The sequence below is a fragment of the Collinsella sp. CLA-ER-H3 genome (assembly GCF_040092425.1).
Lineage (GTDB): Bacteria > Actinomycetota > Coriobacteriia > Coriobacteriales > Coriobacteriaceae > Collinsella.
In genome coordinates this window covers 115,461-130,119 of sequence record NZ_JBBNLP010000006.1, presented here as the reverse complement: position 1 = coordinate 130,119, position 14,659 = coordinate 115,461, and the positions used below count along the sequence as shown (strand labels likewise).

The 14,659-nt window shown below is 59.4% G+C and carries 12 protein-coding genes; 7 read left to right on the top strand and 5 right to left on the bottom strand.

What is annotated here, in order from left to right; translation table 11 throughout:
- Positions 1-39: 39 nt before the first annotated feature.
- Complete coding sequence (gene rnd, locus AAAX32_RS06575) at positions 40-1,173, bottom strand: ribonuclease D (protein ID WP_006234315.1); 1,134 nt, start codon at positions 1,171-1,173, stop codon at positions 40-42.
- A 98-nt stretch (positions 1,174-1,271) separates the two neighbouring features.
- On the opposite strand from rnd, the gene AAAX32_RS06570 reads away from it, so the two are divergent.
- The 5 genes from AAAX32_RS06570 (at position 1,272) to AAAX32_RS06550 (ending at position 8,269) form a co-directional block, all read left to right on the top strand.
- Positions 1,272-2,189 carry a diacylglycerol kinase family protein gene (locus AAAX32_RS06570; protein WP_117759024.1) on the top strand — a complete coding sequence of 306 codons (918 nt, stop codon included), beginning with the start codon at positions 1,272-1,274 and terminating at the stop codon, positions 2,187-2,189.
- A 408-nt stretch (positions 2,190-2,597) separates the two neighbouring features.
- Positions 2,598-4,592: a C69 family dipeptidase gene (locus AAAX32_RS06565; protein ID WP_117759026.1), complete on the top strand. Its 1,995-nt coding sequence runs from the start codon at positions 2,598-2,600 to the stop codon at positions 4,590-4,592.
- A 400-nt stretch (positions 4,593-4,992) separates the two neighbouring features.
- Entirely contained in the window at positions 4,993-5,565 is a 573-nt protein-coding gene (locus AAAX32_RS06560; RefSeq protein WP_349100324.1) for a hypothetical protein, read from the top strand.
- Between the two features lie 213 nt (positions 5,566-5,778).
- Positions 5,779-7,530, top strand: a complete 1,752-nt coding sequence (locus AAAX32_RS06555) for an energy-coupling factor transporter ATPase (RefSeq protein ID WP_349100323.1) — start codon at positions 5,779-5,781, stop codon at positions 7,528-7,530.
- Positions 7,523-8,269: an energy-coupling factor transporter transmembrane component T gene (locus AAAX32_RS06550; protein ID WP_349100322.1), complete on the top strand. Its 747-nt coding sequence runs from the start codon at positions 7,523-7,525 to the stop codon at positions 8,267-8,269. The genes AAAX32_RS06555 and AAAX32_RS06550 overlap by 8 nt, the downstream gene beginning before the upstream one ends.
- Positions 8,270-8,394: 125 nt before the next feature.
- Here the strand turns inward: AAAX32_RS06550 and AAAX32_RS06545 are convergent, their stop codons facing one another.
- On the bottom strand, positions 8,395-9,141 hold the full coding sequence (locus AAAX32_RS06545; RefSeq protein ID WP_040358337.1) for an aspartate/glutamate racemase family protein: 747 nt from the start codon (positions 9,139-9,141) through the stop codon (positions 8,395-8,397).
- Between the two features lie 84 nt (positions 9,142-9,225).
- Positions 9,226-10,482: an ATP-grasp enzyme gene (locus AAAX32_RS06540; protein WP_035137907.1), complete on the bottom strand. Its 1,257-nt coding sequence runs from the start codon at positions 10,480-10,482 to the stop codon at positions 9,226-9,228.
- Positions 10,483-10,716: 234 nt separating this feature from the next.
- On the opposite strand from AAAX32_RS06540, the gene AAAX32_RS06535 reads away from it, so the two are divergent.
- Positions 10,717-11,349: an MOSC domain-containing protein gene (locus AAAX32_RS06535; RefSeq protein ID WP_349100321.1), complete on the top strand. Its 633-nt coding sequence runs from the start codon at positions 10,717-10,719 to the stop codon at positions 11,347-11,349.
- A 234-nt stretch (positions 11,350-11,583) separates the two neighbouring features.
- Positions 11,584-12,717, top strand: coding sequence for a glucosaminidase domain-containing protein (locus AAAX32_RS06530; protein WP_055287231.1), 1,134 nt, complete (start codon positions 11,584-11,586; stop codon positions 12,715-12,717).
- 37 nt (positions 12,718-12,754) lie between these two features.
- Here the strand turns inward: AAAX32_RS06530 and AAAX32_RS06525 are convergent, their stop codons facing one another.
- Both AAAX32_RS06525 and AAAX32_RS06520 read right to left on the bottom strand, forming a co-directional pair.
- Positions 12,755-14,134: a protein kinase gene (locus AAAX32_RS06525; protein ID WP_349100320.1), complete on the bottom strand. Its 1,380-nt coding sequence runs from the start codon at positions 14,132-14,134 to the stop codon at positions 12,755-12,757.
- 98 nt (positions 14,135-14,232) lie between these two features.
- Positions 14,233-14,655, bottom strand: a complete 423-nt coding sequence (locus AAAX32_RS06520; RefSeq protein ID WP_022094127.1) for a hypothetical protein — start codon at positions 14,653-14,655, stop codon at positions 14,233-14,235.
- Between the last annotated feature and the right edge of the window lie 4 nt (positions 14,656-14,659).

Sequence of the window (14,659 nt, the reverse complement as noted above, 5' to 3'; positions counted from 1 at the left end):
CAGCTCTAAAACGTTTGCAGCGCTTGGCAAACCGCGTAACTACAAAAGCTCGATTTTGCCGTCCTTCACAGTGAGTCCCATGTTGCCCGAGAGCAGATCGTCCAGGCGCGAGCCCACAAGCTCAAAGCGCCAGCCTTCGCGCAAGGGGCTCTGCTCGGGATGCTCAATATAGTCGGCCAGGTCATCGCGCGAGGCAATGACCGAGGTCGCCACTCCCGAGCGTTCGGCAACCAGGCGGATAAGCGCGTACATGAGATCCGTCACGCTCTCCAGCTCCGGAGAGATCTGGCGATGCCCGCGCACCATGAGCGGCAGGCGATCGTGCGGGCAGCTTGCGCCGCGCTTGATGGCCATGAGCGCACCGTCCACGTCGCGCTCCCCCAACTGATCGGTACCGCGAATGCTACGGAACTCCTCAACGCGCACGGGATTGCGCTTGACGAGCGCAAGCAGCGTGTCGTCGGACATGACCCACTTGCGCGGGATGTTACGGCGCTCGGCGCGGTCCTCGCGCCAGGCGGCGAGCTCGCGCGCGATGCCCAGCTGGTGGCGGCTGCACGAGTTGATGCGCTTGACCTTGCGGAATGCCTCGTGACGGTCGGCGCGATAGTGCGACTCGTCAGCCAGCGGGCGTAGCTCGTCGAGCACCCAGTCCACACGGCCCAGCTCGCGCAGGCGACTCATCATCTCGGTATAGGCGACGATCAGGTACTTGACGTCATCAATCGCGTACTCAATCTGCTTATCGGTCAGCGGGCGACGCGACCAGTCGGTCAGCGACTCGGTCTTGGGCAGCGAGACGCCGCAAAACGTCTGAACAAGCGCGCCATACGAAATCTGCTGGCGCTCGCCCAAAAAGGCAGCGGCGACCTGCGTATCGAAAATCGGTCGTGGCAGCACGCCCACGGTATGGAGCATAACCTCCATATCCTGCGAGCAGGCGTGGAAGACCTTAGTCACGCTCTCGTCTGCCATAAGCTCGGCCAGCGGCGATAGGTCGTCGATCACCAGGGGATCGACCGCGACGCTCTCGGCAGGGGTGGCAATCTGAACCAAGCACAGGCGCGGATGGAACGTGCGCTCGCGCAAAAACTCGGTATCGACGGCAATCGCGTCGAACTCACGGGCGCGCTGGCAAAAGTCGAGTAGAGCCTGATGTGTGGAAATGTACATATCAACCCATCGAATAAGGTTAGGCCCGAAAAACACGGGTAGGATATCGGCATTGCCTTACAACTATACTCGGTTAGTCACAGAACGGGAACGTAAGTATGCGCTGCCTTATCATCCACAACCCGGCATCGGGCCCCAGCTCAGATGAAATCTTCGCATTCACGCACGCCCTTGCACAGGGCGGCGACGAGGTCGTGATGCGCTTTATCGGCGATGGCATGGAACCCGAGGACGCCGTGGCAGACGTGCGCGAGTTTGATCGCGTGGTCGTTTCGGGCGGTGATGGCACTGTCTCCAACGTGCTCGACCAGATGCGCGGATGCGGTGTCCCCACGCTCGTCTTCCCCTCCGGTACGGCCTGCCTGTTCTTCAACAACATCGGCAATGCCCCCGAGGCGGCGGCGCTTGCCAAGGCTTGCCGCGCCGGTCGCACGGTCAAAGTAGACATGGGCGAGCTCTTTTGGCTCGACGAAGACGGCAACGAGAAGCGCCACGGCTTTATCATCATCGCCGGCTCGGGCTTCGACGCCGAGATCATGATGAAGGCCGCCCCCACCAAAAACGACATCGGCGAGATCGCCTACTTCCTCTCTGCGCTCGCCACGCCCAACCCTACGGTAGCGCACTTTACGATTGAGCATGACGGCATTGTCGAGGAGCTCGATGGCATCTGCTGCATGGCCGGCAACACCTCGGTCATTCAAAACGACATCAACCTGTTCCCCGATTGCCGCATGAACGACGGCATGGTCGACATCGCGGTCATCGAGCCCGTAAAAACCGTCCAGCTGCTCCCGACCGTGATCACCGCCGCGCTCGACCCCGCCGGCAAGTTGCTCGGCCGTCCGCAGTTCAAGATCATCCAGACCAAGGAAGCCAAGATCACCTGCACGCCGTCGCTGGGCATGCAGTTCGATGGCGAGATCATCTCCAGCAACTCGGGCGTCTTTGGTGCCCGCGCGCTTCCGCAATGCCTCGACCTCATCGTCGACGAATTCTCACCGCTCGGAAAATAGGAGGACCCCATGAACGACAATCCCCTGATCGGCTTTATTGTCATCGTCTTGGCCATGCTCGTCGGTTACGCCATCAACGTGATTCACCGCCGAAAGAAGTAAATCTACATTGGTATGATATTCATCCAATTATCGTCTCCCCTGCCGTTTATGCATTTGCCAAACAGCAGGGGATTTTCATTTCGGGCATTCCCAGCTACTTTATTCGACTACAGTAATTACAGGGCGTCTTTATTAAAGTAAAGCTATAAACTGAGTACAATTAACCGCTCATCGCATATTTCATTACGCTTATCGAGTAAGTTTCTTTCATAGATGAATATTGTTTCCAGTTCGTTACGCTAATGGGGTGTCTTTATTGGCTGAAGCCCTCTGGCAACGGAGGGCTTTCGCACGCTGGGAGGGAAAATGAGGAAAACTCACCCCGTCAACGCGCTCAAAAAGCTTGGCATAGGCCTCGCCTTTGGAGCTGCAACCATCATGTCCATGCCGACATCTGCGCTCGCCTGCACGCAGATGTACATGGGCAAGAACCTTACGGCCGACGGTAACACGTACTATGGCCGCACCGAGGACATTGGCACTCGTTACCTCAAACACTATGGCATCGAGCCCTCTTATGGCCCTGGTCATACCTACAGCTCGAACGAGTCCGGATTCTCCTACACCTCGACCAAGACTACGTATCGTTACAGCTACGTGCGCGACCATCCTGCTGAGTGGGACGGACGCTGGGATGCCTACTCCGAGGCCGGCATCAATGAGAAGGGCGTCTCCTGCTCCGCAACACTGAGCACCTCCTACAACGACGATGCCAAGGCAGCGGATCCCACGACCGAGCATGCCCACAAAGCAAATCCCGAGGTCAAAAATACCGGCATCGGCGAGTACAGCTACGCGGGCGTCATCTTGGGCGAGAGCGCAACGGCCCGCGAGGGCGTCGAGCTTATCGGCAGTCTAATTGACGAGCAGGGCGTCTGCTCCAACGACCAGATTGTCATCGCCGACAACACCGAAACTTGGCTGTTCGCCGCGCTTTCCGGCCACCAGTGGATCGCTATGAAGCTGACCGACGACGTCGCTTCGGTCAACCCCAACATTAGTAACCTCAATTTCCAGGTCAATCTTGACGATCCTGAGAACTGCCTCCACTCTGAGGGGATCAAGACTATGCCCGAAGAGAAGGGCTTCGCCAAGTACTTTGAAGACGGACAGTTCGATGTTGCCCAGACCTACGGTGTATCTATCAACAATACGGGCATGGGCTCTTGGGCGCGTTATATCCAGGGCCGTGACTACTTTATGGCTCCGCTGACCGAGGGCACCGACTACGAGATCGTCAAGGACAAGGACAAGAATGACGTCACGCTCGGTGCCATGGTTCATGAGATGCAGCCGCTGTTCTTCCAGCCCAGCAAGTCCGACTGGAACACGTTTGAGCTGATTCGCGCCTTCGGCAACCGCGGTGAAAAAGTCCCCGGCCTTAATGCCAATACTGACGGTGTCAGCAGCATCGGTTCCGACCGCAACGCCGAGGCCAACCTCTTCCAGATTCGAAAGGGCTATGACCCCGAGGTTGCAACCATCCAGTGGGAGATGCTCTCCTGCGCCGAGTTCTCCGTCGCTATCCCGCTATACTCCGCTCTGATGACCGAAGTCAGCCCCTACTTCAGCGACCAGACCGTTGATTATGGTCACTGCAGCGAGACGGACATCGTGAACAACGAGGAGCCCGAGAACTCCATTAACTACGTCCTGATGGACATCAACTCGCTTTGCTTCGCGAACCGCGCACAATTCGCCACCAGCGTCCGCACCTACCTCGATGCGCTCCAGAACGAGCTCATCGAGCAGAACAAGGAAGTCGACACCGCCATGCTGGCCGAGACGACCACCGAGGGCCGCACTGCCCTGGCCAACAAGGCCGGCAAGGCTGCTACCGAGAACACCTACAAGAAGTGCAAGGCACTGCTCCAGGAGATGCGCGCCTATCAGAAGGCCGAAAACTTCGACCAGCCCTTCACCCCAAGCGACCTGAACACCGAGACCAACGGCCTCAAGGTGTCCATCACCTACGCCAAGGATGCTCTTGCCACCGATCCGGTCACCCCGGATCAGCCCGGCACTCCCGAGCAGCCTGGTACTCCTGAGCAGCCCGGTACCCCCGAGCAGCCCGCTAAGCCCGAGCAGCCCGCTAAGCCCGAGCAGCCAGCCGCCAAGCCTGAGAAGCCTAGCAAGTCCGACACCACGACCACGGTAACCACTAACAAGACGAACACCAAGGGCGGCCTGCCCACCACTGGCGATCGTTTTGATGGCCGCATGGTGGCCGCATTCGCCATCGCTGGCGTTGCCGTCATCTCCGCGGGCGGTTACTTCCTCTACCGTCGCAATAAGGAGTAACGTCTTAGCTGGGCGGGCAAGGCAGCAATGGCAGCCTCGCCCGCCCAGCCCGCTCTTTTGACCGGCGGGAAACCCGCCTGAAATCTTTTCAAAAAAGATTTCCCCGCACGCACTTCGCTGTGCTATAGTGCAGCGCAACAGCAACTAGGTGCGACCGTGCCACGGTATCACGAAAGGAGCCACCAACATGAAGAACACGATGAAGTCTCTCAACAACTGGTGGTGGCGTGATGCGAATACGATCGGTCGACAGTGAGTCCCTCACGCCTGTTTTTGCGCTCTAGGTGATTGGAAGGCCTCCGGTTTCGACCGGGGGCCTTTTTCTATCTCGAGCCCGATCGCATTCGCATCACGCGCCTCCGCTTTTCCCCTGCGCTTCCCTTCAGAAAGGATTTTCACCATGTCTCAGAACACCACCGCCACCCAGCCCCGCACCGTCCAGACCGCCGACCGCGGCAAACTCGACGTCCGCGCTCTCGTCCTGCTCGCCATCCTGCTCGCCGCCGGCTTCATCCTCAACTTCACCGTCGGCAAGGCCATCTCAGGCATCTCGGGCGGCATGATCAGCCCCGAGTTCATCATCTCGGCCTTCTGCCTCACCATCCTGGTCGTTCGCCCCAACATCGGCCAGGCGCTCGTCATTGGCCTCATCTCGGCAGCCGTGATCCAGATCACCACCACTTCGCCGTTCGTCGATTTTGCCGCCGAGGGCATCGCCGCCATGCTCATGGCCGGCATCGTCAACGCCGCCGGCAAGGACGGTCAGGTCAAGCCCGCCATCGCCATTGCCGCAACCTTCCTGACCACCTTTGTCTCCGGCGTCATCTTCATGGTCATCAAGATGGCCATGCTCGGCGTGGTCGGCGAGCTCGCCGCCGCCATGCTGCCCGTCGTCGCCATGACCGCCGTCTTCAACGCCATTCTGGTCGGCGCCCTCTACCTGCCCATCCAGAAGGCCCTTAGGCTCAACTAACCCGCTCGGCTTTACGAGCCACCCCATCTTGGCGTTCATTCGTCGCTCGCGTACCCAAGTACGCTTCGCTCCTCTTTCGCGCCAACCTGGGGCCCCTCGTAAAGCCGTCTCCGTGCTTCACCACCAAAGACCGTCCCAAACAACGAGCTTTTTTGGGACGGTCTTAAACAACTGGTCATGTAAGAACGTCCCCAATGACTATGAAAGGTATCCATGGAAACGATCATCAACGTCGACGATGTCTCGTTCTCCTATGGCACGCAGACCGAGCAGGCGCTCAGCCACATCTCGCTCAGCGTGAACAAGGGAGATTTCATCGGCATCATCGGGCCCTCGGGCGCCGGCAAGTCCACGCTTGCCGCCTGCCTGTCAGGTGCCGTGCCCCACCACTACACCGGCACGTTCTTTGGGTCCGTCATGGTTGACGGCCACGACACCTGCGAAGTCTCGCTCACCGACGTGTCGCAAATCGTCGGCAGCGTGCTGCAGGATATCGACACGCAGATGGTCGCCTCGATCGTCGAGGACGAGATGCTCTTTGGCCTCGAGAACTTTGGCGTTCCCCACGACCAGATCGAGCAGCGTGTGAGCGAAACGCTCGAGACCGTCGGCATCAGCGACCTGCGCGACCGCGAGATCGCCACCCTCTCGGGCGGACAGAAGCAAAAGGTAGCCATCGCCGCCATCCTCGCCATGCGTCCGCGCGTCTTGGTTCTCGACGAGCCCACCGCGGCACTCGACCCCGCCAGCTCCACATTGGTCTTCGAGACGCTGCGTGAGGCAAACCGCGCACTTGAAATCACCATCGTCGTCGTTGAGCAAAAGGTCGCCCTGCTCTCGGAGTACTGCAACCGCGTGCTCGTGCTCAACCATGGCGAAATCGCGCTGCAGGGCGAGCCACACGAGGTCTTCGCACGCACCGACGAGCTTCGCACCATCGGCGTCGATTGTCCGCGCGTCACGCGCATCTTCAACAGCCTCGAGACCGATGGCTTGGTAAGCGGCACGCCCTGTCTGGATGTCGACGAGGCAGAACGCCTAATCACGGAAATCGTCGACCCCGACCGTGCGACAAGCGACACCCGGGCGCCCGCAGGCTCCCCGCACGCGCCATCGCTGCGCCCGCATGCGAAAGACGCCGAGCCGGTGCTCACCTTTGACCATGTCGAATTTTCCTACCCCCATGGAGGCGCCGCCGTACACGACCTTAGCCTGACGCTCTATCCTGGCGAGCTCGTGGGCATCGTCGGCCAAAACGGTGCCGGCAAGACCACGCTCACCAAGCTGCTCACGGGCCTGCTCAAGCCCGCCTCGGGCAGCGTGCGCGTCACGGGACTGGATACCGCAGCCGTTCCCACGAGCCGCATTGCCCGCGAGGTCGCGACCCTCTTCCAAAACCCCGACCGTCAGATCTGCAAGGACACCGTGCTCGACGAGGTCGCCTTTGGCTTGGAACTGGGCGGCATGGACCGCGCCGAGGCCCTGCGTCGCGCCCAGCTGGTCATCGATCGCTTTGGCTTGCCGGCCGACGAGGCGCCCTTCTCGCTTTCGCGCGGCCAGCGACAAATGGTGGCGCTTGCCTCCGTCGTAGTGGTTGAGCCCAAGATCGTCGTGCTCGACGAGCCCACGAGCGGCCTTGACTACCGCGAGTGCATGACCGTCATGGAAACCGTGCGCACCATGGCCGAGCGCGGCTGCGCCGTTATCATGGTCTGCCACGACATGGAAGTTGTCTCCGACTTTGCCGAGCGCATCGTGGTAATGGCCGACGGCCGCATCCTCGACCGCGGCCGCACGCACGAGCTATTCTCGAACATCGATCTCATGCAGCGTGCCTACGTTGAGCCGCCCCAGGTCATCGAACTCTCGCGCCGTCTGGCATCTTCCGTCTCGCCCGCTTTTGCGCAGGTGAGCGAGGTCACCGATGTCGTTCGAATTACCAAGGAGATGGTCCACCGTGGTTAACGTCATCGACTACATGCCGGGCGATACGCTGCTGCATCGCCTGAACCCCGTCATCAAACTGGGCCTCGCCGCCGCCATCATCGTCGGCATCTTTTTGTCCGACACCTACGTGGCGCTGCTGGGCTTTTTGGCACTCACCCTTGCGCTGGGTGCCTACGCCGGCGTCGTCGACCGTCTGTTCTCGCTGCTCAAGTTGCTGATTCCGCTCGCGCTTATCATGCTGGTGCTCCAGCTGGCCTTTATGCGCGATGGCAACGTGGTGTGGGGTTTCATCACCGACACGGGCCTCATCACAGGATCGAAGGCCTGCCTGCGCCTGCTGGGTGTGGCGTTACCACTCATCCTCATGCTCATGGTGACCAAACTCAACGACCTTGCCAACGCCTGCGTCGAGGTGCTGCACGTGCCGTATCGCTATGCCTTCACCTTTACCACGGCGCTGCGCTTTGTGCCGGTGTTTGGTCAGGAGATGAACGCCATCATGGAGGCGCAGACCGCACGCGGCGTCGAGTATGACACCAAGAACCCCATCAAGAAGCTTAAGCTCATGCTGCCACTGTGTGTGCCACTGCTCATCTCGAGCGTGGGCAAGACCGATGCCACAGCCTTGGCGGCAGAACAGCGCGGCTTCTATCTGCGTACGCGCGCCAGCTCGTACAAGCGCTACCCCATCAAGGGCCTGGACATCGCCGTGCTCATCGTCAGCATCGCCCTCATCGCCATCGGCTTCCTGTTATAGTTCACCACCGACAGCAACAGCCCAACGCAAAAGGCCTCGGCTCGCACCAAACGAGCCGAGGCCTTTACTGTTTCACCAGATAAAACCTACCAAAATTAACCTGTCCCTTTTTGACAGGTCGGAAGCTAGAGGCGGTAGGGGGCGCCGCTGCGGATGATGGATTCGCGCACTAGGACATCCATGGCGTCGAGGGTGATCTCGGGCATCTCTCGGTACTTTTGCAGCACCGAGAGCTCGGTGCAGGCCAGAATGACGCGGTCGCAGCCGCTACGGGCGAACTCCCACATCACGCGGTCGAACTTATCCATATCGGGCTCACGTCCGGCCTTCACATCATCGTAGATAAGCGACATCACATCGTTCTGACGTTTCTCGCTGGGATAGACGACCTCAACACCCGCAGCCTTACATTCGCGGCCGTAGACACCCGCGCCCACGGTTCCGTCGGTGCCCATAATGCCAATCTTGTGCACCGGCTCGGCCGGCATACTCAGGTTGGGGTCGAACTCGCACTCCCCCATCACCGCACCGGCCAGAGCATAGCGCACCGACTCACGCGGCATGTGGATAATCGGCACCTTCGTAAACGACTGGATCTGGTCGTAGAAGTAGTGCGACGTGTTGCAGGGAATGGCAATGTGCGCACAGCCCAGCGACTCGAGTGCCTGGGCACACTCTTTCATGGTCGCCAGCAGCTTGGCATGCTCGCCGGTCTTAATGGCCAACGTGCGGTCGGGCATGGTCGACTTGGAGAGCACCACCATGTCGATATGTTCCTGATCGCAGGCAGCAGCCGTATGACGCACCACCTGGTCGTAGTAATACGACGTGGCCTCGGCGCCCATGCCGCCGATAACTCCCAGCTTTTCCATCGCCGCCTCCTTGGTGACGCTTGCGCAATTGCGCGTATCATACCCGCGCCCGCCCGATGCAAACCGGACGGGCGCCGCGCTCATCTACTTGTAATACGTCTTGAACAGCTTAAAGTGGCGCAGCTTGGTGTGCCACATGCGCAGCCAGCGGTTAAAGACAAAGTCGCCCTTCATAAACGAAGGGTCGGCGCCCTTGCCTTCCTTGTCCAGGCGATGCACCTTAGCGCGCAGCTCGGGATCCTTGACGTACTTGTCGACGACGCCCATGGGGACGACCATCCACAGGGCCTCGTCCTGAGCCGTCACAAACTCCGGCTCAAACGGACGGTTGAACACATACTCGTCCACCACATACTTGGCAACGTTAAAGCCGCTGTTGGTAACGTAGTAGTTGCTGCGACCCTGGCGCGTGTTGAAATCGAAGAACTTAAACGAGCCGTCGCGCTCGTCGTACTTAACGTCAAAGTTGGAATAGCCCACAAAGTGAAGGTCCTCGAGCAGCTTGCGCACGCCGCCCATGAGTTCGTCGTTAGGCTCGGTAATGATACAGGCATGGTTGCCGACACCGTGGGGCTGATGCTCCTCGAGCAGCACATGGCCCAGGCACATCATGCGGACCTTACCGTTGCGGTCGGAATAGCTGGTGAGCACGCGCATGTACTCGTCGTTGCCGGGCACGCGATCCTGCAAGATCAGATCGTCGGTGTAGCCGCTGGCATACGAATCGCGAATGACCTGTTCCAGCTCGGCGCGGTCGGCAATCTCATAGGCCTTCTTCTGGCCCTCGAACTCATGCTGCCACCACATGATGCCGTCAGAAGGCTTCAGAATCATCGGGTAAGGAAAATCGATCTGGTCGAGCACTTCGGCAGGCGCCTCACCCTGAGCATTGAGCATCGCCTTGGTAAAGGTAAACGTGTGTGGATAGGGCACGCCATGCTTCTCGCACAGCTCGTAGAAGATCTCCTTCTTCTGGCACTGCTCGAGCATGCTGTAGGGCGCGTAGGGAGCGACGATGTTATCCGCCAGCTCATGAGCATCCTTGGCTTGAGCCACGAGAGCGACATAGTTGTCGCCGCAGCCCACAAGGACAATAGTCTTGTCGGCATGCGCTTGGGCAATGCCGTTGACGGTTTTGAGCATCACGGGCATGGTGTCGATATCCACGTTGGGCGTGTAGTCGATAATCTGGCTGCGGTACGCGGGACCCGTCTGATACTTGCCAAAGACCAGACTCTTGACCTGGTACTCCTCGTAGAAGGCGCGCGCCACCGAATAGGCGTTGATGTCGCCACCAAGCAGCACGGGAATGAACTCGCGCTCTGTAAATTGCAATGCCATGGAAACTTCCTATCATGAACTGCCCACACAACGGGCGGTCTTTGCGCAACTGATTTATTCTAGCGTGCCAAGCCGCCGGCGCCCAAAGCTCCACCGTATCTATGGCAATCGACGTAATCGTCCAGCACGAAGGCCAGCACGAAGACGGCGCTCACCGTTGTATGACAACGGGCAATGAACCTACCATTGTTGTAGGATTCAGTGTATTGACATCCTCGAGCGAAAGGCGCGCACGTGCCCCAAGACCATCCGACCGATAATCCCATCCTCAATGCCGCGAGGCGCGAGCTGGCGAAACGTGCGAAAGCGACCGCTCCCCTGTGCACGGCAAACGACGCCTACAACGGACCCGCCCACATCGTCTCGATCAACACGTCGGTACACAAGGGCACTCGCAAGTCGCCCGTCGCCGATGGACGCGACACCGTTATAGAGCAATTTGGCCTCGCCACCGATGCTCACGCCGAACATTGGCACCGTCAGGTTTCCTTTTTAGCCGCGGAGTCCATCCAGACGGCGCAGGCACGCGGGCTCGACGTACACGAGGGTGACTTTGGGGAGAACTTCACAACCCGGGGCATCAACCTGCTCTCGCTCCCTTTGGGCACACAGCTCAAGCTTGGAAGCGACGTGCTCGTCGAAATCAGCCAAATCGGCAAGGTCTGCCACACCCGTTGCGCCATCTACTATCTCGCCGGCGACTGCATCTTTCCCCACGAGGGCGTTTTCGGCGTGGTACTAAAGGGCGGAGAGGTCAACGCTGGTGACGAAATCCAGGTAGTCAAGCTCGGCGACGGCACCTGTTCGTTCACCCCCGCCGAGGCCCTCGAAGAGATTGAGCAGGCTCGCCAGAAGGGCACGCTGTAGTTATAAAACCCCACGTTGAGATGGCTTTTACAGCCCAAAACTCCTCTCAAACAGAGCTCTGTAACGTTAAAGTTGAACTCTATGGTTTCTCAACAATTCATCATAACTGCAGGTCAAAGCCAAAGCCTCAAGTTCAACTTGACCCTTTGGAACCTTTAAGGTTCAAGTTGAGGTCGAAAGCAGTAGTAGAATACCGTTCGAACCATAACCTACGATTGATTGCAGAGGGACTGGATGCAGCATTCGAATCATCGCACCGCAGCGTTCATTGCGTCGAAGCCGGCTCGTATCATCACGAGCGCCGTGCTCGCCGTTGCGCTGACGGCCACGCCGATGCTCTCCCCCGTTGCGGCGTATGCCGCCTCGCAGGCAACGCAGGACCAGCTTTCCGCAGCCCAGCAGAAGATCGAAGCCGCCACGAGCGCCTACAACGACGCCCGCACCAAACTCGATGACCTGCAAAAGCAGATTGACTCCAATGAGGCAAGCATCGAGGAAATCGAGGCCAAGCTTCCCGAGCAGCAGGCCAAGGCAAGCTCCGCCATGCGCGATCTGTACAAGTATCAGAAGGGCACCAATCCCATCGTGAGCTTCCTGGTCAACGCACAGAGCCTGGGTGAGTTCATCACGACCTGCAAATACACCAACCAGATCACGAGCTCGAGCGTCGACGAGATCGAACAGCTCAATAACATGCAAACCGAACTCGAGCAGAACAAGGCTGAGCTCCAGCAGGCCAAGTCTCAGCTTGAGGCAGAGCAGAAAAACGCCGAGGATGCGCTGGCACAGGCCCAGCAGCTCCGCAGCGAGGCACAGGCAAAAGCCGAGCAGGAAAATGCCGCCGAGCTTGCCAAGCTTGAGGCCGATAAGGCCGCTGCCGCCGAGAAGCTCTCGGGCGAGGGCGTAAGCGGCAGCAATTCCAGCAGCCAGGCCACCAACACCAACACCACCATCGACACCACGGTGAACAGCTCCAATACTGGTAGCTCCGATTACGATTCGTTCATTAATGAGTGGACAGGCCGCATCGACAATTATCTCGCCGGCTCCCCCATGGCAGGCCAGGGCTATAACTTTGCCGTCGCCGCTTGGAATACCGGTGTCGACCCCCGTTGGTCCCCCGCCATCGCCTGCATCGAGAGCACCAAGGGTGCTTATTGCGCCAATTCTTACAACGCCTGGGGCTGGAGTGCACGTGGCGGCGGTTGGCGCAGCTTTGGCAGCTGGAGCGAGGGCATCTCCGCTCACGTTGCCTATCTGGGCGCCAACTACGGCTCCACCCTTACCCCGGCAGCGGCCAAAAAGTACTGCCCGCCCACGTGGCAGGACTGGTACAACAAAGTCGCCGCTCAGATGAACCGCATCTAAGTGCAACTGCAAAGGGCCCCAATGGGGTCCTTTTCTTTTAGGTAGCGGAGGTATCGACGACGCCGGTCGCATTGGCAACCGCGACTATGACAATCATGCATAGGAGCAGCACACCCAATGCCTTGAGCCAGAGTTTCGCGAGTTTCTTGCCGCGATAGCTGTCGAGCAGTGCGAATCGCCGACGAAGACGGCGCTTATCGAGCAGTGCGAAATGCATAAGCACCATAAGGCCATCGACAAAGAAAAAATACTCGATTATGAGAAGCCACGTCGGGTAGCCTTGATTTGCTCCCGTGGGGTGAAAGACGGCAAAGTGACTTCCGGCAAAGAACACAAGCAGCGAGAAGCAGACGAGCGTATTCCAAATACGCCCCAGAGACTCCGGAACGCGAGAGAGCAGACCGCATGCAGCGGAGGCGGCAGGCCTAGGAAGCCCTGTGGGGTTCTGGAGCCCTTGGGGCGTCAACACCGTCTCCGAGGCCGGAGTACGGACAGGCGCAGGCGCAGGAGGCCGCACGGGGCGACTCAGATCGTATGCCGCGCGCGTCGCCCGTCCCAACGCTTCCGCACTCGCAAAACGCTTGGCCGGGTCGAGCGCCATCGACATGCAGACGGCATCGGCAAGTGGAGTGGGAATGCCGCGCGCCTCGCATTGCTCGCGCATGTCGAGCCCTGGCTTAGGGTCGACTCCCGTCAAGCAGAAGAACAACAGGGCGCCAAGTGCGTAGACGTCGCTTCGCACGCTCGTCTGCCCAAACCCATACTGCTCGGGCGGCGCATAGGGTCGCGTGCCAAACTTGACGGTGTCGGCATCGGCGCCATCGTGCCATACGCGCGCGATCCCCAGGTCGATAATCACCAGCGATGAAAACGTCAGGCCGTCATCAGGCGTATAGTTGGCACCTGTCACGATGATATTCGACGGCTTGAGGTCACGATGGATCACCGGCGCCGACGTCTCCCCCGCCATTGCAAAACCGGCATGGAGCTCGCCCACGGCGTCGCAAAGGACAGGATACAATTCACGCGCATAATCGGGGGTGGCTCCCAGACGGTCCACCAGCGCCCCGAGCGTCTCCCCTTCGATGTATTCCATAACCACGTTGAGCTCGTCGCCCACACGACGACAATCGACGATTCTGGGCAGGTGCTCAAAACGCCTGCCTGCCCGCTGAACGGCAAACAGACGCTCGTATGCCCCGCCGATTTGAGCCGAAGCATCGATGCGTTTACGGACAAAGGGGCCGAGCGAGCCACCGCCGGTTCCTTCAAAGTACACGAGCTCGGTTGTTTCAACGGTCGAGCGCTTAAGTACACGCTCCACGCGATAGCTGTCGTCGCAATCGAGCGACGCCAGGTGCTCGGCAAGCGCTGCGGTCAGCTCGTCATCGGAATATGTTGGGGTCTGAGTATCCATAGCCTCCATCATAGCGCAGGGCGCAGACACCCCATGGCATCCGCGCCCCGTTCGTTTGCATCGTTGTTCGGCAGCTCCGCCGGCTCAGATATCAGCCGCTAACTCACCGTCTCCTCGCCAAAGCGATACAGCTCCTCGTTGACCTTTTGGAGGCTGCACCCACGATCGATGCAAAAGATGATAATCGCATCGCGGCGGTCCTTGCAGTTAAGGACGCTTACCCCGGCAGCCGTCAGCGCACGGTTAGTCTCTTTGAGCGTCAGCGCCATCGCAAAGGCAATCTGCAGCACCTTATTGCGGCTCGGATGCCGCGCACCGGTAAAAATCTGATAGCCAAAGGTCTCATTGAGATCGGCCATACGAACTACGCGCGAGCGCTCCAAGCCCTTTTCCTGCAGTAGCTGCTTCAGGTAGTTCGAAAGCGACGGGGCGGCAAAGTCGTGTTCTTTGATATAGCCATCGATGTTTGGCGCGTCGAGAAGCTCATTGAGTAACTCGTCAGTCAGCTTTTTATCGGGCATACGA